Source organism: Segatella salivae DSM 15606, assembly GCF_000185845.1.
Classification (GTDB): Bacteria; Bacteroidota; Bacteroidia; order Bacteroidales; family Bacteroidaceae; genus Prevotella; species Prevotella salivae.
Map to the genome: position 1 here is coordinate 2,296,071 of NZ_GL629647.1, position 18,592 is coordinate 2,314,662.

The 18,592-nt window shown below is 43.2% G+C and carries 16 protein-coding genes; 6 read left to right on the plus strand and 10 right to left on the minus strand.

Translation table 11 applies throughout. The features are described 5' to 3' along the window. Positions 1 to 8 precede the first annotated feature (8 nt). On the plus strand, positions 9 to 1,994 hold the full coding sequence (locus tag HMPREF9420_RS15080) for a glycoside hydrolase family 97 protein (protein ID WP_044079202.1): 1,986 nt from the start codon (positions 9 to 11) through the stop codon (positions 1,992 to 1,994). A gap of 390 nt (positions 1,995 to 2,384) precedes the next feature. Here HMPREF9420_RS15080 and HMPREF9420_RS09100 read toward each other — a convergent pair whose 3' ends face one another. The 10 genes from HMPREF9420_RS09100 to HMPREF9420_RS09140 all read right to left on the minus strand — a co-directional run bounded on the left by HMPREF9420_RS09100 (position 2,385) and on the right by HMPREF9420_RS09140 (position 11,976). Then, positions 2,385 to 5,714 carry an AAA domain-containing protein gene (locus HMPREF9420_RS09100; protein WP_007135340.1) on the minus strand — a complete coding sequence of 1,110 codons (3,330 nt, stop codon included), beginning with the start codon at positions 5,712 to 5,714 and terminating at the stop codon, positions 2,385 to 2,387. A 6-nt stretch (positions 5,715 to 5,720) separates the two neighbouring features. Then, complete coding sequence (locus tag HMPREF9420_RS09105; protein ID WP_007135341.1) at positions 5,721 to 6,212, minus strand: methylated-DNA--[protein]-cysteine S-methyltransferase; 492 nt, start codon at positions 6,210 to 6,212, stop codon at positions 5,721 to 5,723. Between the two features lie 41 nt (positions 6,213 to 6,253). After that, entirely contained in the window at positions 6,254 to 7,546 is a 1,293-nt protein-coding gene (locus HMPREF9420_RS09110; RefSeq protein ID WP_007135342.1) for a Fic family protein, read from the minus strand. A gap of 209 nt (positions 7,547 to 7,755) precedes the next feature. After that, positions 7,756 to 8,745 (minus strand): YqiA/YcfP family alpha/beta fold hydrolase, encoded by a 990-nt coding sequence (locus HMPREF9420_RS09115; protein WP_007135343.1) that lies wholly within the window; start codon positions 8,743 to 8,745, stop codon positions 7,756 to 7,758. Between the two features lie 74 nt (positions 8,746 to 8,819). After that, positions 8,820 to 9,143 (minus strand): MGMT family protein, encoded by a 324-nt coding sequence (locus tag HMPREF9420_RS09120; RefSeq protein WP_007135344.1) that lies wholly within the window; start codon positions 9,141 to 9,143, stop codon positions 8,820 to 8,822. A gap of 13 nt (positions 9,144 to 9,156) precedes the next feature. Further along, positions 9,157 to 9,636 carry a hypothetical protein gene (locus tag HMPREF9420_RS14750; protein ID WP_007135345.1) on the minus strand — a complete coding sequence of 160 codons (480 nt, stop codon included), beginning with the start codon at positions 9,634 to 9,636 and terminating at the stop codon, positions 9,157 to 9,159. Continuing rightward, a complete protein-coding gene (locus HMPREF9420_RS14755) occupies positions 9,623 to 9,943 on the minus strand; it encodes a hypothetical protein (RefSeq protein ID WP_007135346.1) in 321 nt (106 codons plus the stop codon). The genes HMPREF9420_RS14750 and HMPREF9420_RS14755 overlap by 14 nt, the downstream gene beginning before the upstream one ends. Positions 9,944 to 9,973: 30 nt before the next feature. Continuing rightward, positions 9,974 to 10,591, minus strand: a complete 618-nt coding sequence (locus HMPREF9420_RS09130) for a sugar O-acetyltransferase (protein ID WP_007135347.1) — start codon at positions 10,589 to 10,591, stop codon at positions 9,974 to 9,976. Continuing rightward, the gene (locus tag HMPREF9420_RS13970; RefSeq protein ID WP_147625659.1) at positions 10,588 to 10,923 is read right to left on the minus strand and encodes a hypothetical protein; all 336 of its coding nucleotides are present in this window, start codon (positions 10,921 to 10,923) and stop codon (positions 10,588 to 10,590) included. Before HMPREF9420_RS13970 ends, HMPREF9420_RS09130 begins: the two co-directional genes overlap by 4 nt. A 207-nt stretch (positions 10,924 to 11,130) precedes the next feature. Continuing rightward, positions 11,131 to 11,976 (minus strand): lipocalin-like domain-containing protein, encoded by an 846-nt coding sequence (locus tag HMPREF9420_RS09140; protein ID WP_007135349.1) that lies wholly within the window; start codon positions 11,974 to 11,976, stop codon positions 11,131 to 11,133. 184 nt (positions 11,977 to 12,160) lie between these two features. Here HMPREF9420_RS09140 and HMPREF9420_RS09145 point away from each other — a divergent pair, with 184 nt between their 5' ends. From HMPREF9420_RS09145 to HMPREF9420_RS09165, 5 genes are all read left to right on the plus strand, one after another. Continuing rightward, the gene (locus tag HMPREF9420_RS09145; protein WP_007135350.1) at positions 12,161 to 13,939 is read left to right on the plus strand and encodes a biotin/lipoyl-binding protein; all 1,779 of its coding nucleotides are present in this window, start codon (positions 12,161 to 12,163) and stop codon (positions 13,937 to 13,939) included. Between the two features lie 3 nt (positions 13,940 to 13,942). Then, a complete protein-coding gene (locus HMPREF9420_RS09150) occupies positions 13,943 to 14,479 on the plus strand; it encodes an HDIG domain-containing metalloprotein (protein WP_007135351.1) in 537 nt (178 codons plus the stop codon). Positions 14,480 to 14,542: 63 nt separating this feature from the next. After that, the gene (locus HMPREF9420_RS09155; RefSeq protein ID WP_007135352.1) at positions 14,543 to 17,374 is read left to right on the plus strand and encodes a putative LPS assembly protein LptD; all 2,832 of its coding nucleotides are present in this window, start codon (positions 14,543 to 14,545) and stop codon (positions 17,372 to 17,374) included. 4 nt (positions 17,375 to 17,378) lie between these two features. Beyond that, entirely contained in the window at positions 17,379 to 17,636 is a 258-nt protein-coding gene (locus tag HMPREF9420_RS09160; protein ID WP_044078898.1) for a hypothetical protein, read from the plus strand. A 30-nt stretch (positions 17,637 to 17,666) separates the two neighbouring features. Further along, positions 17,667 to 18,407, plus strand: a complete 741-nt coding sequence (locus tag HMPREF9420_RS09165) for a nucleoside-specific channel-forming Tsx family protein (RefSeq protein ID WP_007135354.1) — start codon at positions 17,667 to 17,669, stop codon at positions 18,405 to 18,407. Positions 18,408 to 18,592: the final 185 nt, after the last annotated feature.

The following is an 18,592-nucleotide window of genomic DNA, read 5'->3' on the forward strand; positions in this document are numbered from 1 at the left end:
CCTATCCCCTGTGTGCCTTGTTGTTCACCTCTTTTGTGAACGGCAAGCAGAAACAAAAGGTAGCGTCCCCTGATGGGACGCTCACTTTGTCTGTAGGTGTTAATGAAAAGGGGCAGCCTTATTATGAGTTGTGGCGTGGCAAGCGTGCCATCTTATGTCCATCATTGCTTGGAATGAAGCTCCGGGATGGCAGTTTGGATAAGGATTTCCGTATAGTTGGTTTCTCTTCGGGTACAAAAGATGAAACGTGGCAACAGCCATGGGGTGAAGAAACGAGTGTGCGCAACCATTATAATGAACTCACCATGCGGCTGCAACAACGCGGTGCACAAGGCCGTTTGCTGACGATTGTTTTCCGATTGTTTAATGATGGACTCGGATTTCGCTATGAATTCCCGCGTCAACCGCATCTTTCTGACTTCGCTATCATGGATGAAGAGACGCAGTTTGCTTTTCCTTTTGATGCAAAAACTTGGGCTATGCCGACCGAAGGCACTAATTATTATGAGGCATTATGGACAGCCAACCCACTCAGTCGCAAGCCAGAGGTGTCTACTCCCATAACAATGGAGGTTGACAATGACCTTTATCTTGTCGTACACGAAGCCAATCTGACGGATTATTCTTCACTAAATCTTAAGCCGATTGCTGCAGCAAAGGGAACAACAACCGTTAAAGCAGAACTTGTTCCATGGTCAACGGGTGAACTGGTCTTTGCGAAAGCACCATTTGTTTCACCTTGGCGAACAATCATTGTAGGGCATAAACCTGCCGATCTTGCGGCATCTCGTTTGATGCTTAACCTCAATGAACCTTGCAAAATCAAAGATACCTCATGGTTAGAGACGGGGAAGTATGTTGGAATATGGTGGGGAATGCACATGAATGACATGACTTGGTCGCAAGGAAAGAAACACGGAGCAACGACTGAAAACACTCGACGTTACATCGACTTTGCAGCAGATCACGGCATGAAAGGAGTGCTTGTGGAAGGTTGGAACTATGGATGGGATAACGATTGGGGGCGTGAAGGCGACAAGTTTTCATTCACAAAACCTTATCCTGACTATGATTTTGAGGGACTACAAAGATACGCATTATCGAAAGGAGTGCGTATGATTGCCCACAATGAAACAGGTGGTGCCGCAGCAAACTATGAGCAACAACTCGATAGTGCCTTTGCACTTTACGAGCGATTAGGTATCCGTGTGGTTAAAACGGGATATGTAAATGCAAAATTAGATAACAAGGAACTGCAACACTCTCAATATGGAGTGCGTCATTATCGCAAGGTAATTGAGACCGCAGCAAAGTATCATCTCATGATCATTAACCACGAACCAGCGATGCCAACAGGGCTACAACGCACCTATCCGAACTTGGTTTCGGGCGAAGGAGCACGCGGACAAGAGTATAATGCATGGTCAGAAGACGGAGGAAATCCACCATATCATCTCTGCATCTTACCTTTTACACGTGTCTTAGCAGGCCCACTTGACTTCACACCGGGCATCTTCCGCATCGAAGGTAGAGTGCATCCACAAACTCATCCACAAACAACACTCGCCAAACAACTGGCTACTTATGTCACGCTTTATGCGCCTTGGCAGATGGCGGCAGACGAAATAGAGAACTATAAAGGCCAACCTGCATTCGCATTCATAGAACAAGTGCCCACAAACTGGCAGGAGTCACACGTCTTACAGGCTGAGATTGGAAAATATATCGTTACAGCTCGCAAAGATCGGGATAGTGAAAACTGGTTTGTTGGAGGCATGACAGACGCTGATGCGCGTGATTTGACGATGCGATTTGACTTCCTTGATAAGGATGTTAAATATCATGCCATCATCTATCGCGATGGACCTGACGCTACATACAAAGGCAATCCATACCCTATGGTGATAGATCAGATGACGATAGACCACACAACTGTGCTGCCAATCCATTTGGCTCCAAGTGGTGGTTTCGCTATCAGCATCATGAAGAAATAAAGACTTTGGTTTACGAGTTAGTGCATCTTGCAATACGAAAACTTTTAATGCTCTCCCCACATCTTTTAGCGTTAAGGTGTGGGGATTTGTGTTTTAAATAGCCTTATAATTGCTTTCGATAAATACACAAACTTGAAATGCTCCACCTTTTTATTGTAGATATATTTCAAATATATTCGATATGCAAACCATTGTATATCAAATGATTATACGTTTCTTATGGAAAGCCGCCTAAAATCACGTCTACCTCCGAAGTAATTTCTATCATTTTATCGCCTAATCTCCGTCATTTCACCGCCTAAAATGCGTCAAATTATCCGGTCGTTTGCGTCAACTCATTTTTCCATTTAATATAAACCATGTCGGTATTCCCAATCAACCCTTTTACCATTACAAATGTCCTAATTCGCAACTTGCTATGAGTTCCTTGAAGATTGGGTCTTGATTTAACACCATTTCGTTACCCGTGATAATCATTTGTTTCCTTGCTCGCGTGACGGCTACATTGAGTTTGCGGTCAATAATGTGGCCGTTTTCCTCAAAACAATTCGCTGTTAGGAAGTCCAACTGATAGCGATGTTGCACCGTAAAGGAATAAATGATGACATCACGTTGGCTTCCTTGATAGCGTTCTACAGTGTCAATGCTAATCTTTTCGAGTGCTTTGATGCCGAGTTTCTCTATCTCTTTACGAATCATGGCTATCTGATTGCGATAAGGAACGATTACACCGATGGTCTTGTCTGCATCAAATGAGTTGCCATAAAAACGGTAGATGCGTCCCAAGAGGATAGCAACGATGTGGGCTTCATCGGGATTTACCTTGTCAGATAGCTGCGAATGACGGCATGTTTTGGAAGGAATGAAGAGCATTCGATTGGTTTTTAATGCGTCATCGAGCGTGTCTTGAGAGGGCAGTTCATAGTGAAGTCGCGTTTCTTTTTGATGCGAAAGAGGCACTGGTTTCAGGCATTCTTTGAAATAAAACATGCGATTTGGGAATGCAGCAACAGCCGGATGCATGCGTCCTTGCACGCGTAATACCCCCACAAAGTCTGTTCGTTTAGCCGCTTCTTCCACACGGATGAGTCTTTCAAACAACGAGTTTCTACAATTTGTTAGTTTGATCTCATGCAATCTTTTGTCGTGCACTGCAGAGTCGTTAACCTCTTGTTGTACTACAGCTGGTAGCTGTTTGTGGTCTCCAATGAGAATAAATTTCGACAGTTTAGACAGCAATCCCACAAGGTTTGGCTCGAGAATCTGACTCGCTTCGTCAATAATGGCCATGGAGAATGACTTGAGTTCAAACAAATAAGACTTGCTTTGAAGCGTACTTGTCGTACCAACAATGACGTGAGTACCCATGATTCGTTCGCGAATAGCAGTGAGTTTAGGATTGTTTTCGATATATTCGCTAAGTAAATGAGAGCGATATCGCTCGTCACAACTATATTCGTTACCAATGCGAATATAGTCGATTGCATTGTCAGAAAGCATTCCACAGATCTCATCTACAGCGCGATTGGTGTAACTCATGAGTAATATTGACTCGCCTTTTGCTAATGCTTCGCGCACCATATATTGCAAAGCCATACTCGTTTTGCCTGTTCCCGGTGGACCAACCAAAAGAAAGTAGTCTTTGGCTTGAAAGGCTTTCAGCAACAATGGGTCGTAAGTGGGGTGATAACTTTGAGTCAGTTGCAGTGTGAGGTCACGCTCGGGAGCGCGTTGTGCGAGTAGCAATTGCCTGCATTTTGGGGAAGAAGTGATGAACTGATGCAGCGAACGAATGGCTGAAGTGCCTCCAATGTCGCTGCCACTATGCTCTATTGCCCACATCGTTCCCTCGTTAGGAATCGGATTTACGGTCTTTATTATGATACTGTTAGTATGTAGTTTGATGATGTTTCCTTTGAAAAGCAATGACTTTCTGACATCCGGTTCCTCTTCGGGAGCGTAAGAATAGAGATAAACTAAGTCGCCTAAACGGAAGTTTGGCAGGAATTCCTCTCCCTGATCAGGTATATTTAGCGTAATGATATCATAACCATTGATATCTTTACTCTTTGCTTTTGCACTGATGGTAAGGTCAGTATAGATGTTGCCTGCCTCCTTTTTACTTGCCAACGGCATATTCCATAGGTCGGCAGTACAGTTGTTTAAGCCCTCTTTTCCACCTACTTTGGCAGCCAACTGCTCACGAAAAACAAACGTCATCATACGTTCATAGTAGGCCTTTTCAAGTGGAGTGAGATGATGAAGTGGCTGGATGATTTCCTCAAGTCGTGGCTGAATATATTTAAAAAAGAATGGGGTGTTGAGCTGATTCTCGTTGATTGTGTCGACAGAAAGCACATCCGTTATGTTGTCAAATCCGTCAATTGCGAAGCTAAATTCATTGGCAACGATGCGGTTGCGCAGGCTAATGGCCTCATGAAAGAGCTTTTGATAGAAATTAACTACAACCAATCCGCCCGGCAATGGGTATTTAGAATAGAGCAAACGCATATCGATTTTGCTACTTGAAATGTTGAAGTTCTGCCGCAGAACTCCATAATAAAGCAACAACTGTACATAGTGTTCTTCCTTCTGAAAGCTACCATATTCGTTGGGCATTTGCCTTTGAATGTTGAAGTTACTGCCTGACTTCTGCTCAACAAGTAACTTGAAATCCGTCGTCATAAGGTCGACTCGACCTTGCAATCCTAATTGTTCGCAGACGAAAGATGGTTCAAGAATGGCTTTCTCTCGACTGAAAGTGACGTTGGTTTGCGGTTGCATGAGGTCGCAATGAAAGTCTCCGAAGAGTTCGGCAACAATCTGTTGGATGTTCTGTGTCTGTCGAATAGCCGCCACACGAAAGTCTTCTTTGCGGTTCAAGTCACTGCAAGTGCAGTATTCCAAGGCTTTATCCTTAAAATTCTTTTTAAGCGTTTCTTGCCAGTTATAATGCCCGTTGCCCTTAATTATGTCGTCCAATGCTGTGCCAGCAAAGTTTCCAAGCAAGATGGCTTGACTGTTAGCAGTCGGTGACATGGCGTTAACAAGGTAGGTAAAAGGGTGGTGACCATAGTCTGAAAAGCATCGAGCAATGCCACTGATGTCCACAAGATAGTCGGGCTCGAGCACGATAACACCAGCTTCTTTGGCTGAATCAACGTCGAGAAGGTTTACTTGTGAGCCTTTCTTGAGTAATGTTTTGAGATATGTTTGATGAGGTTTGAAGTGGAGAGTTAACTGCTTTTCGGTTGCATCTTGGTCGATATTGACAGTAAAAGTATCGTCAGAACATTCGGTGACAAGGCCTCTAATATATCGGTAGTCGATGTGTTTGAACTCCTGTTGTGGCTTATCTTCCACTGGGATTTGCCCCACAAGATAAGATGGAATGTCGACATTAAAGACCGCAGAAACAAACAAAGCAAGTGCTCTGCAAGCATACATCAGCTCGTCATGTGCCATACTTTCGGCTCTGTTACTGGCTCTTCTCATGTGTTGAATGGCTCTTATGTCATTACCATTCACACGGTTTTTCTTGCAAAGGAAGTCCACTTGAGCAAACAAGTTGCCGAAAACGAGGTTACTTCCTGCCAGTCCTTCCGTGCAAGTTAGCACCAAAGTTTCATGCAAAAGCTTGTTAACTGGGGCTGTGTTTTCAGCCTCAATGATATATGAAATGCGTTGAAAAAGGTCGTCAGCAGAGATGAAATTAGGCATGGTTGATTATTCTTTTTCCCATTCCAAGAGTTGTTTCTTGAGCTCACGGCCCCAATGATACTCACCCGTTGTACCGTCTTTATGGATAATTCTGTGGCAAGGGATGAGCATAGCAATACGATTTTCGGCCACCGCTGAAGCCACAGCACGCACTGCTTTGGGTTGACCAACGCGCTCAGCCAACTCTTGATAAGAGAGCGTTTCGCCTTTTTTAGTCTTCAATAACTCATTCCATACACGCTTTTGAAAGTCAGTTCCCTGCATGTCGAGTTTCAAATGGTGGTCGTAGTTGTCAAAGATTACGCGCTTAACTGTGTCAGCCATCACATCGTTTTGTGTCGTTGGAGTGTATACTCCCCAATAACTTGCAAGCTCATGGATAACTTCCATGCGATTCCATCCTAAGAATTGGAGGTCACAAATGCCATCAATCGTGCGTGCAACGATGATTGTTCCAAACGGAGTTTCAGCGAAACCATATACTATTTCGTTTGCCATTGTAGTGTCTGATATTTCTTTTTGTTGTCTAATCTGCCTTGTTATTTCGAAACATCCATAAGATATGCGCAATATTTATTCAGTAAAGACTGCTGTGAAAGGTCACCTTTCATATAGCGTTCTGCGTCAAGTCGGAGAAGTCTATTGCGCACTTTCTGCTTGCCTTTGTATGTAGTCAGCAGATAGAATGTGCCATTTTCCTCTTCTATTTGGGTGTCAGAAAACCATGAAGTGAGGTCTTTGGGATCGTAAACAATGGCATAACAAGGTCTTTTTGCCCCTGGAAATTCCTCACGTAGCACCCCTTTTGCCACCAAATCCTGTATATCTCGTATGGCAGTATCTTTTGAACAATTACCTAATGCGGCCCATGTCTTCGAGGTAATCTTGGCTTCATAGCCATCAAGAAACATGTTTATAATCTGTGTTTGGCGGTCTGTCATGATTACACTTGCATTTCTTTGCCAGAAGAAACTCTTGTTAAGGATGCTATTAACGCTTGTTTCTGCGTCTTCAACTGAAGCTATTAGTGTTTTGATATACCATGTTAGCCATGGTGTAATGTCACCATTTCCGTGTTGAGTTTGCTCAAGAATGCTGTAATATTGTTTCTTATTACGATTGATTTCTGCTGAAATGTTATAGAAACGAAACTCATTTTTGTCGCTTTTTGCCAAGAGAATATCAGACAATATGCGTGCTAATCGTCCGTTTCCATCTTCAAATGGATGAATAGAAACAAACCAAAGGTGTGCTATTCCCGATTGAACTATGCTGGATGTTGACGGTGGTTGATTGAACCATTGAATGAAGTTTGCCATTTCGTTCTCTACAAGTTGTGGTGCAGGTGCAATGTAGTGAATACGTTCTTTGCCGAATATTCCCGACACAATGTGCTCTTCATGCGTTCGATAACAGCCCACTTCGATAGGAAAACCATCACTAAATCCCGTTGGAAAGAAAGCACTTTGCCATCTACATAGCGTCTCTTTTGTCAGTGGTTGCATATAGTGTTCTATCGCATCAAGCATCACTTTAACTACTGATTCAACATAGTGTGAAGGTGCAGTGTACTTTAAGTTGTCGATACCTAAATGGCGTGCAATGGATGAACGGACCTCTTCTGTGTTCAAACTAATTCCTTCTATCTCTGATGATTGCACTACATCATGAGTAAGATTCTCTGCCATGGCTCGTAGTTTATTATCGAAACCAAGGTTATTTAGCCTGCCATAAAGCAATCCAATCTTACGACTTGCCAGCTCAATCAGTGCATCTATAGCACTATTTTCCCAGTGAAAATCAGTCCAGTTCTCTCTTTCGTGAATATACATGATAGCTGTTTTGAGTGTAAATAATCATAGAAGATGCGACATTATACACTGAATATCGTCGCAAAATCTGCGACAAAAATACGTATTTAATGTTGCAAAAGCAAACGTTTTCAATAATTTTTGTGCATTAATCGCATCAGATAACCGTCTCATCAGCCTTTCTTCAGCCTATTTTATCGCGTGGTAGAAGAGATGAAAAAAGTCCCTTTTTACTGTCCTCCCAATCGTTCAAAGAAGGTAATCACCTCTTCCCACGTCTTAAACTCATCGCTTCCAAAGGCTATTGTCGTACCCATGAAGTCGGGATTTGGCTGCGGATCAATGAAATAATCACCATAAAGGAGATTCTTTTGATTGGTAAAGATGAGGTGATTATAGGCAGGTGCTGAGAAGAACTCCTCTGCCCAACGTTGCACTTCGTCTGTAAAAGCGTGGTTGTTTGTAGGTGCTGGCGCAACAATATAAACCTGATAGTTCTCTAATAGTAGTTCGTATGCCTTGTGCATACTGCTTAACGGCTTACCAAAACTATCGTGTAAAGCGTCATAGTGCAGGTAAACTATCGGGCGTTCTGTGCCATTCTGCTGATCATCTATCCATCGAATGACGGGTATAAGATAATGAAGTGCCACCTTATCTATTAGTCGATGTTCGCCATGGAAATAGATAGCATTGGGATAATGCTGTTGAAACAGGTCGAAAGTATGCACTACCGGGTCATTATCTCCAAAGAGACCATAGACCCGTTTACGTTCTTCGGCGTCAACATTGGCAAAACATTGCGTTGTGATATCCTTGTATTCTTTAATCAACCCCTTTGTAACCATCAGTTCTTGAACGCCATCTTTGCGAGGGTTTTGAAACACTTGATGTCCTGTCATGCTGCTCATTGTGTCGCCCATTGCAAAGGCTGGGTTCACAAGTATACGGTCGAAACCATGTAACATCTCTGTATACATGCCCCCCATTGACGTACCTATGATGAGATTGGGTTGCTCTTCATCAGCCATTTTGTGTAACATTGTCATGGCATCTGTGGGATGTACAGGGATATCTTCAGCCAAAATAGTTGCTGAAGGCATAAGTTCTTGCAGCATTTTAACGGTTCCGCTCTGTGCCGAAGAAAGGAAACCATGCACATACATCACTTTTTTCCCCTTCATCAATGAAGGAAATTGCTTACTATAAGGGTTATCCATATCTCTCTTTTCCTTTTAAGTTTATTGCTACAAAGCTACAAAAAAATGCGAAACAAGCAAAATAAAACGCCATGTTATGCTTCTAAGTGTGACGCAATCTCCCACAAAGTGTGTCGTAAATCAACGTTGCCATTCGACTTGAAATGCACTCCTTCTTTTTCAAGGAGCAGTCGTTGTTCGGGCCAATCTGGTGTAGTTCTTCCCACACTGTTCACCACACGATGACACGGAATGGCTTTATCTTCAACCCGATGCAAGGCTTTTCCCACATGACGGGCATGCAAAGGATAGCCTGCAAGGCGTGCAATCAGTCCATAGGTAAGCACTCGTCCGCGCGGAATCTGACGCACGATGTCGATGACTTCCTGTCGAAACGTGTCGGAATCAAAGTGAGACATGCGGATAAAAAGCTTAATGACGTGCCTTCGATTCAATCCAAGTGCTCAAGATGTAAAGCAGGTTGTTGAAGGTTTTTGGGCTGATTGACTTTGTCGGGAAGTCGACTTTCACGCCCAAACTGATAGTAGAGCGCATGTTGTCTGTCTTATAATGGCACACTTGTCCCGTCATAGGAAGGTCGAGAAAGCGCATGTCTGCACGATGATGTCCCCAAAAACCGAAGCTGAGATCATAGGCAACACAGAGTGAAACCGTACTAAACAGGTGTATGTCTGCGCCAATACGTGGCTTGAAAGCTAAGGCAGGACACTGCACATCATAGTCCATTTGCACATGACTCCCTGGATATGCCGAGCTAAGCTCATGGCGTTCACTGCCTCGCATGCGTCCAAGGTTCAAACAATTGGTTTGTAACAAGGCACCAATATGCGGTTGAACAATCCACTTTTTGGGGAAGAAATACCACTTGATTCCCCCTTCAACACCCAGCATGTTGACTTTTTTTCAGGCCAATCCCCGAGGCAAGATAGGTGGCAATTCCTTCTTGTGCATAGTATAAACCGCCAGTCAGTGCAAGACGATCATTTAGAAAATAGTCGGCCGAAAGCGAGAAATAGTTTCCTTCTTCATCACCCATATAGAAGTCTTGTCCGTCTGGTGTGTTATCATAGAGCGTCGTTCCACCGAATCCTGCCTGTATAGCCCAACGCTGAACAGGTTCATCTTTATCGTCGGCGAAAGCCCGATGATTTGCACATAGCAAACAAAGTGCGAGTAAACAAAAGTTCTTTAGTTTCATGTTTTATTTGTTTTTGAAAGTTTATGAGTTTTATTTTTCGTATTGGTTCAAGTCTGTTTTGTGGTCATGTTCAGGGACTTCGTTTGCCGAATAAACAATGGTTTTCACCACACGACAAGGATTTCCCACGGCAATGGAACCCTCGGGGATGTCTCGAATGACTACCGAGCCCGCGCCAATTGTACTCCCACTCCCAATCGTTACCCCTGGAAGAATGGTCACATTGCCTCCAATCCATACATCATTCCCTATGGTTATGGGCTTAGTCCATTCTGTTCCTTTGCGTCGTTCGATGGGGTCTGTAGGATGACAAGCCGTATATAGGCTTACGTTTGGACCTATAAAGACATGGTTTCCAATGGTAACTTTGCCCTCATCAAGTATTGTTAGGTTGAAGTTTGAAAAGAAATCATCACCCACATAGGTATTACAGCCGTAGTCACAATAAAAGGGTGAGTTGACGGTTGGCCGCTTACCACAGTGTCCAAAGAGTTGTCTGATGACGGCTTCACGTGCTTCTTTGTCGATTGGTCGTAGTTGGTTATACTCCCAAATGATGTCTTTCGTCTTAAAAAGCCGGTCGATAAACTCCGTGTTTGCGGCGTCATAAGGCTCTCCATTCAGCATCTTTTCCCACTCGTTGCTCATATCTTGATGAATTGTTTGGTGCAAATATACATATTTTTTTCATAAAAGCACAAGGTGTAACGCGTGTATTGAAGTTCCTCTTTGAATGTCAATGTGGGTAGATGAAACTTGTTTCGATTACCCGGGGTAGGCTCGTTCCTCGCCAACCCCGGGCTATCAAAAGAACAACTCGTACCGAGTTGCACCATGAGGGCATTTATATTGCCAAATACATCCATTGGAATTTTGACGCAATACTTACGGCATTGCATATTAGGATATTTGTAACAGCAAATGGGTTGATAGGGGATGATGGTATAGTTTATATTAGATAAGAAAATGATTTGAGGCATTTCGCGCGGTGAAATGACGGAGATCACACGGCGATATGAACCAAATCACTACGTAAAATGAGGTGAATTGTAATGGGTTTATTATCAGATGGTTATGTTGTCTGTTGGTATTGGAGAAATGGAATCGGTGACAATGAACCGCCACAACATGGGGATGGTTTATAAATGAAAATCGTGTTAGCGGTCAATGACACTTGTGTTGTGTTATTATTGCTGTTGCATAGTTTTCTTTAATGCCTCTTTTTTGAGTTTATCCGCAATGTAACGAGCTTTTACATTCACGTCATTAATATTCTTCTTTCGGTAGTAACTGCGCGACTCAATGCCGTCACTGAGCACGAGAGAATCCTTTCCTAAATAGACGATTATACACGTGTCTTTAACCGGATTGGTTATAGTGATGGTGTTATCTGCATTATATCGTGGTGTGGCGCTTTCTATAACGAGCTTCCCATTCCATATATGCCAGCCCGTAAAGAAGCCTAATTGCGGATAAACTACAGGACTTTCTTGCTCTAAAGAAGATTGTTCGCTGACATAACCAACACTTTGTGCCGTCCATTGTCGACGCAACCAAAAGCCATATTCGCGTGGAATGAGATAGGTTTGCTTTATAGAATCGGGTATATCTCGCATCATTTTCTTCTGCAATCTTTTGCTCATTTTCTCGTAATCGCGCATTTGCGGCATGACAACATAACACCAAATGCCTTTTATTTCGTCGAGATTGATGACCTCATCTGCCGTGTGTTTATCTTGTTTGTTGGCTACAACACCAATCCAATCTCCTATCTGAATGTCTCCCACTACACGCCCGTTGCGGTGTGCATCTATGACATCATAGCGCACAGGATCACTGCCGTCCATCGGTAAAAGCACTATAGTGGAATCATTACAACCCTCACATGCCAAGCCATATACTGTGCTATCGCCCTTGAGTTTGTATGATGTTGTCTGCGATTCCTTTGGTTTCGCGTTATCTTTTGCCTTTTCTTCGCACGCCACTACAAGCCAAGTGAGACAGAAAAAAAAGAGAATTGTCTTTGCTTTCATTTGAGTTTAATTTTGTGCAAATATAAAGCAATAATTGCAAAAAATACATATTGTAATGTCGTTTTTGGGATTTTTTACCTAATTTTGCAGGCCGATAGGTTCTGATAGCATTGTAATCATAAGTAGACTACAGGCAAGGACCAGTTTTATTTTAAGGATATCAAATACAATTTATAGTTACATAATGGGAAAGAAAATTCAATTCAGTCTCGTATATCGAGACATGTGGCAGAGTTCTGGCAAGTTCCAACCACGCAAAGATCAATTGGAACGCATCGCTCCTTTATTTGTAGAGATGGGCTGTTTTGCACGAGTTGAGACCAATGGTGGTGCCTTTGAGCAAGTCAATCTCCTTGCCGGTGAGAACCCAAATGAGGCTGTTCGTGCTTTCTGTAAACCCTTAAAGGAGGCCGGAATCAAAACACACATGTTGGATCGAGGCTTAAATGCTCTCCGTATGTACCCTGTTCCAGACGATGTTCGCGCAATGATGTATCGTGTAAAACATGCGCAAGGAACAGACATTACTCGTATTTTTGACGGCTTAAATGACGTTCGAAATATCAAGCCTTCAATCAAATGGGCAAAAGAAGCAGGTATGACTGCACAGACGGCACTATGTATTACAACATCGCCTGTACACACTTTGGAATACTATACGAACCTTGCTGACGAATTGATTGAAGCTGGTGCTGAAGAGATTTGCCTCAAAGACATGGCTGGAATCGGTCAACCTGCCTTCTTAGGTAAGCTGACTAAGGCCATAAAGACTAAGCATCCTGACATATTAATTGAGTATCATGGCCACTCAGGTCCAGGCCTTTCGATGGCTTCTATCCTTGAAGTTTGTAAGAATGGTGCCGATATTATCGACACAGCTATAGAGCCTTTGTCTTGGGGAAAGGTTCATCCCGATATCATATCTGTATTGAGTATGTTGCGTAATGAGGGCTTCGATGTGCCAGAAATCAATATGAATGCCTACATGAAGGCACGTGCACTTACTCAGGAATTCATTGATGAATGGCTCGGATACTTTATCAATCCATCGAACAAAATCATGTCTTCCTTGTTGTTAGGTTGCGGACTTCCTGGTGGAATGATGGGCTCAATGATGGCCGATCTCGGTGGAATCCGTCAGACAATCAATAACCTTCGTAAGAAGAAGGGTGAGGAAGAACTCTCTATGGACGATATGCTTGTGAAGTTGTTCAATGAGGTTGAGTATGTTTGGCCACGTGTAGGTTATCCACCATTGGTAACACCTTTCAGCCAATATACTAAGAATATAGCACTCATGAACTTGCTAACAATGGAGCAAGGAAAGGGTCGTTTTGTCATGATGGACGAATCTATGTGGGGTATGATCCTTGGAAAGAGCGGAAAAGTACCAGGAAAGATTGACCCCGTTCTTGTTGAATTGGCAAAGAAACAAGGTCGAGAGTTTACGGATGTTGACCCTCGTACGCTCCTAACGGATGCCTTGGAAGACTTTAAAAAGGAAATGGACGAGAATGGATGGGACTATGGTCAGGACGATGAAGAACTCTTTGAACTGGCTATGCACCCTGAACAGTATCGCAATTATAAGAGTGGTCAGGCCAAGAAGAACTTCTTAGAAGATCTTCAAAAGGCTAAAGATGCAAAGCTTGGAGCAAAGGTTAGTCTTGAAGAAGCAACCGCATTCAAGCATGCAATGGCTGATGCTATCGTATCACCTGTTAAAGGTCAGATCTTCTGGGAGTTCCAAGGAGACGGTGAAGCAACTCCCGCTGTTGAACCATTCATTGGTAAAGAGTACAAAGAAGGCGACACTTTCTGTTATATTTGCACGTCTTGGGGCGAGTTCGAAGCTATCCCAGCAGCACTCGGAGGCAAGCTCGTTGAGATTAAAGCAAAGCAAGGTGACAAGGTAAATAAAGGCGATGTGATAGCTTATATCCAACGTCCCACGGCAGAATAAGCCATGGATTATCAGCAGATTATTGACAAATACTATCCCGAAGACAATCAACTTCGGTATATATTCATGACACACAGCACGCTTGTTACTAAGCGTGCTGTGCGCATTTGCGACCTACATCCTGAGCTTTCTCTTGATCGTCAGTTTGTCATTGAAGCGGCAATGCTCCATGATATCGGTATCTTCAAATGTGATGCACCAGGTATTTATTGCTTCGGAAGCGAGCCTTATCTCATCCACGGACGTATAGGTGCGGAGTTGTTACGGGCAGAAGGTTTCCCAAAACACGCCAGAGTATGTGAGAGACACACGGGAGCTGGCATCACAAAAGAAGAGATAATAAAACTCAATCTGCCTCTTCCTCACGAAGATTTCCTACCCGAAACCATGGAAGAGAAAGTCATTTGCTACGCTGATAAGTTTTATTCTAAAACACATCCAGAAGTAGAAAAGACCATAGAACAAGCCGAACGGAGTCTTAAACGCTTTGGAGAAGATGGCGTAGAACGATTCAAATTGTGGGAGAAGCTATTCGAATAAAAATAACTTTTAACGCTGTAAACAAGCGTGTTTCAGTGATTTATCACTATCTTTGCACACTAAATGAGAAGATATTCGTTTATAGTCATGTTGCTATGTGCCGTCCTTTTTGTGATGGCCAATGTCGACTATCAGTTCCGAAAGAGGCATAAGAGTGCTTCTAACGATAGTGTTGCTATAAACAAAACCCTGAAAACAGACTCTGCCAACCGTCAACCCATCGACACAACTCAGATGGATTCGTTGCAGTTGGCTATCTATCATCACAACAAACTCATTGACGACTCCATCCGACTTGACTCATTGAACCGGCAAAAGAAGAACGGAATAGACGCTCCTGTGAACTTTTCGGCCAATGATTCTATGGTATACGACGCACAAAATAAGACAGCTTTCCTCTATGGTACATCGAGTGTGAAGTATGAAAACATGGACCTTAAGAGCGAACGCATTAGACTAAACATGGACAGTAGCCTTGTTCATGCCACCGGAGTGCGTGATACGGCGACAAAAGGACTAACAGGTACGCCGGTCTTTACATTGGGATCAGACAACTATGAGAGTGATACTATGGCATTCAACTTTAAGACTAAGAAAGGTCTTATCGATAATGTTAAGACACAACAAGAAGAAGGTTATCTCTCAAGTGAACTCTCCAAGCGTAATGCTGACGGTGAGATTTTCTTGAAACATGGCCGATATACCACTTGCGATAAAGAGCATCCAGACTTCTATATAGCGCTTTCGAGAGCGAAAGTACGCCCAGGTAAGGATGTCGTTTTTGGTCCGGCATATCTTGTTGTGGCTGATGTTCCTCTGCCACTTGCCATTCCTTATGGCTTCTTTCCATTCTCAAAGAAGTATTCAAGCGGCTTTATCATGCCTACTTATGGTGACGAAAGTACACGTGGTTTCTACCTACGTGATGGGGGATATTACTTTGCTATCAACGACAAATGGGACTTAAAACTCCTTGGAGAGATATATACTAAAGGCTCATGGGGCTTGAGTGCGGCCACAAACTACCGCAAACGCTATCGTTATAGTGGCAGTTTCTATGGCAGTTATCAAGATACTAAGACCGGAGATAAAGGCATGCCAGACTTCAGTCGGCAGCAAAGCTTCAAGATACAATGGAGCCATCGCCAGGATCCTAAAGCCAACCCATACAGCTCTTTGGCTGCAAGCGTAAACTTTGCTACGTCAAGTTATGAGCGCAATAACCTCAATAGTCTTTATAATCCGCAAACACTCTCGCAGACAACTCGTACATCTTCGGTTAGCTGGGGCACCAATTTCTCAAGCATTGGACTATCACTCAGTGCCACAGCCAACTTGAATCAGAATATGAGTGATTCGAGTATAGCCCTCACTTTGCCTGACTTGAACATCAGTTTGAGCCGTTTTTATCCGTTCAAACGACGTCATGCTGTCGGGGCAGAACGCTGGTATGAGAAGATTGCGGTAAGCTATACAGGACAAATTAGCAATTCTATCAACACGAAAGAAGACCGACTTTTCCATTCAAATCTCATCAAAAACTGGCGCAATGGCATGCAACACCGCATCCCAATCAGCGGGAGTTTCACGCTGTTTAATTATATTAATGTAAATCCTTCGTTTAATTTCACCGACCGCATGTACACCAATAAGGTGACAAGGTCATGGAATACAACCACTCAAAAGGAGGTTGCTGACACCACATATGGCTTCCATAACATCTACAACTGGGACTTTAGCATCAGTGCAAGCACTAAACTTTATGGAATGTTTATTCCTAATCGCAAGCTCTTTGGCGACAAAATTCAAGCCATTCGCCATGTCATCACGCCGTCGGTAAGTTTTAGTTATGCCCCCGATTTCGGTGCATCACGCTATGGATACTATAGTTCCTACCAACGTACCAACCCTGATGGCAGTGTGGATCTCGTTGACTACTCGCCTTATTCGAATGGACTTTATGGCGTTCCTGGCCGTGGTAAGATGGGAAGTGTTAGCTTCTCGTTTGACAACAACGTTGAGATGAAGATTAAATCTGACAAAGATTCTACGGGCATTCGCAAGTTAAGCATCATTGATAACCTTGGTTTCAGAATGTCATATAACATGGCTGCCAAAGAGAAACCATGGAGTGACCTCAGTGTCGACTTGCGTTTGAAGTGGTGGAAAAACTATACTTTCAACCTCAATGCAGTCTTTGCATCTTATGCTTACGAGCTCGATAGTCATGGAAGGCCTTATGTTGGCAACCACACCTATTGGGGAATGGGAAAGATTGGACGTTTCCAAGGCATGTCACAAAATATCTCTTACACGCTCACCCCTGAGAAAATAAAGAAGCTTTTCGGTGGAGGCAGTGACGAGAACAACTCAAAAGGCAAGCGCAACGACCCCAATGCAGAAGGTATTGACACCAATATTGAGTCGAATGTTGACGATGATATGATTGAAGGTCAACGCAATGCACGCAGTAAACGAGGTAATAACAAGGCGAAAACCGATGATGATGGTTACATGACTTTCAACATGCCATGGTCTATTACCTTTGGTTATGGCATCACAATGCGTGAGAATACCGACATCAGAAAGTTCAATTATCACACCATGCGCTATCCATATATGTTCACACAAACCTTGAACTTCAGTGGAAACATACGCATAAGTGACGGTTGGAACATTAGTTTCTCATCTGGATATGACTTTGATCATCACGCCATGAGTATGACAACAGCCAGTTTGCAGCGTGATCTTCACTGCTTTAACATGAGTTGTCAGGTCGTATTGGCACCCTATACAAGCTATAATTTCACTTTCCGCTGTAATGCAAGCACCTTGACCGACGCGTTGAAATATGACAAACGGAGCGGTTACAGCAATGCCGTGCAGTGGTATTAAGCCTATGAACAAAACGCAATTTACCAAAGACAGCATCGAGGCAGCCTATTGTTTCTTTCATCAGAAATGGCAGGTCTATGCCTTTTCTAATAGTGAACGTCAGAAAGATGACATCGAATATGCCATCAGTGAGTATGTCAACGAGATGAGTCCTGCACTCTATGAGGCCCTTGCACAAGGCAAAGAAGGCTTTCTGTTGACGCATTCTTCTTTTGCAGATGACATGAAAAGCGCTGTGAAACAATTGGAGGAACAACTTTAATACATATCTTTCATATCATAAACTATCACAATGAAGAAATCTTTTATTATGCTTTTGTTGTTGCTTTTAACCTTAGGAGTAACAGCACAAAACGTGCAATTGCACTACGACTTGGGTCATTCGCTTTACAAAGATCTTACCAATCGTCCGTCAGTTACTACCACTGTAGAAATGTTTAAGCCTGATAAGTGGGGCTCAACCTTTATGTTTACCGACATAGACTATCAGAGAGAAGGCGTTGCTGGGGCTTATTGGGAGATATCACGCGAGTTTAATCTCACCAAAAACAAGCAGTGGGCAGCTCATATTGAGTATAATGGCGGCTTGTCTTCTGACGAAGATACCTGGCAAGCTAACCGCTTTCAGCACGCCGTTTTGTTTGGAGGTGCATGGAATTGGCATAGTGCTGATTTCTCAAAGACCTTCTCTGTGCAAGCTATGTACAAGTATTATTTCAAGAATAAACACTATGGTGCCCACCCATTTAGTGGCTTTCAGTTGACCGAAGTGTGGAGTACGACGTTTGCAAAAGGCTTATGTACCTTCAGCGGTTTTTGCGATTTGTGGTATAATCCCAATGTAAATGGCAAACTTATCCTATTGAGTGAGCCGCAGTTCTGGTTCAATCTAAACACGTTGAAAGGCATGCAAGGTGTCAACTTGAGTCTCGGAAGCGAGGTAGAACTTAGTAACAATTTTGTGTGGAACAAGCGAGGAGAGCACAATCGCTTTTATGCTTTGCCGACAGTTGCCGCAAAGTGGACCTTCTAATAAACTACTTCCGCTCAACATTTCAAAGGAAAAAATAAACCACCGATGCGCATTAGTGATGTGCATCGGTGCTTTTTATATGATGATGTGGCGTAGATAGTAAAATGATTTGAGGCAAACGACCGCGTGATTAGCGTCAAATTGTCGCATGATTTGCCGTATTTTACACGATGAAATGACGCAAA

Bases quoted from the DNA above. Each gene is read 5' to 3' on its own strand.
- HMPREF9420_RS09145 (WP_007135350.1), top strand. From the start codon at position 12,161: ATGGGAAAGAAAATTCAATTCAGTCTCGTATATCGAGACATGTGGCAG.
- HMPREF9420_RS09160 (WP_044078898.1), top strand. From the start codon at position 17,379: ATGAACAAAACGCAATTTACCAAAGACAGCATCGAGGCAGCCTATTGT.
- HMPREF9420_RS09165 (WP_007135354.1), top strand. From the start codon at position 17,667: ATGAAGAAATCTTTTATTATGCTTTTGTTGTTGCTTTTAACCTTAGGA.
- HMPREF9420_RS14750 (WP_007135345.1), bottom strand. From the start codon at position 9,636: ATGCTGGGTGTTGAAGGGGGAATCAAGTGGTATTTCTTCCCCAAAAAG.
- HMPREF9420_RS13970 (WP_147625659.1), bottom strand. From the start codon at position 10,923: ATGCCTCAAATCATTTTCTTATCTAATATAAACTATACCATCATCCCC.
- HMPREF9420_RS09150 (WP_007135351.1), top strand. From the start codon at position 13,943: ATGGATTATCAGCAGATTATTGACAAATACTATCCCGAAGACAATCAA.
- HMPREF9420_RS14755 (WP_007135346.1), bottom strand. From the start codon at position 9,943: ATGAAACTAAAGAACTTTTGTTTACTCGCACTTTGTTTGCTATGTGCA.
- HMPREF9420_RS09120 (WP_007135344.1), bottom strand. From the start codon at position 9,143: ATGTCTCACTTTGATTCCGACACGTTTCGACAGGAAGTCATCGACATC.
- HMPREF9420_RS09140 (WP_007135349.1), bottom strand. From the start codon at position 11,976: ATGAAAGCAAAGACAATTCTCTTTTTTTTCTGTCTCACTTGGCTTGTA.
- HMPREF9420_RS09100 (WP_007135340.1), bottom strand. From the start codon at position 5,714: ATGCCTAATTTCATCTCTGCTGACGACCTTTTTCAACGCATTTCATAT.
- HMPREF9420_RS09115 (WP_007135343.1), bottom strand. From the start codon at position 8,745: ATGGATAACCCTTATAGTAAGCAATTTCCTTCATTGATGAAGGGGAAA.
- HMPREF9420_RS09110 (WP_007135342.1), bottom strand. From the start codon at position 7,546: ATGTATATTCACGAAAGAGAGAACTGGACTGATTTTCACTGGGAAAAT.
- HMPREF9420_RS09105 (WP_007135341.1), bottom strand. From the start codon at position 6,212: ATGGCAAACGAAATAGTATATGGTTTCGCTGAAACTCCGTTTGGAACA.
- HMPREF9420_RS09130 (WP_007135347.1), bottom strand. From the start codon at position 10,591: ATGAGCAACGAGTGGGAAAAGATGCTGAATGGAGAGCCTTATGACGCC.
- HMPREF9420_RS09155 (WP_007135352.1), top strand. From the start codon at position 14,543: ATGAGAAGATATTCGTTTATAGTCATGTTGCTATGTGCCGTCCTTTTT.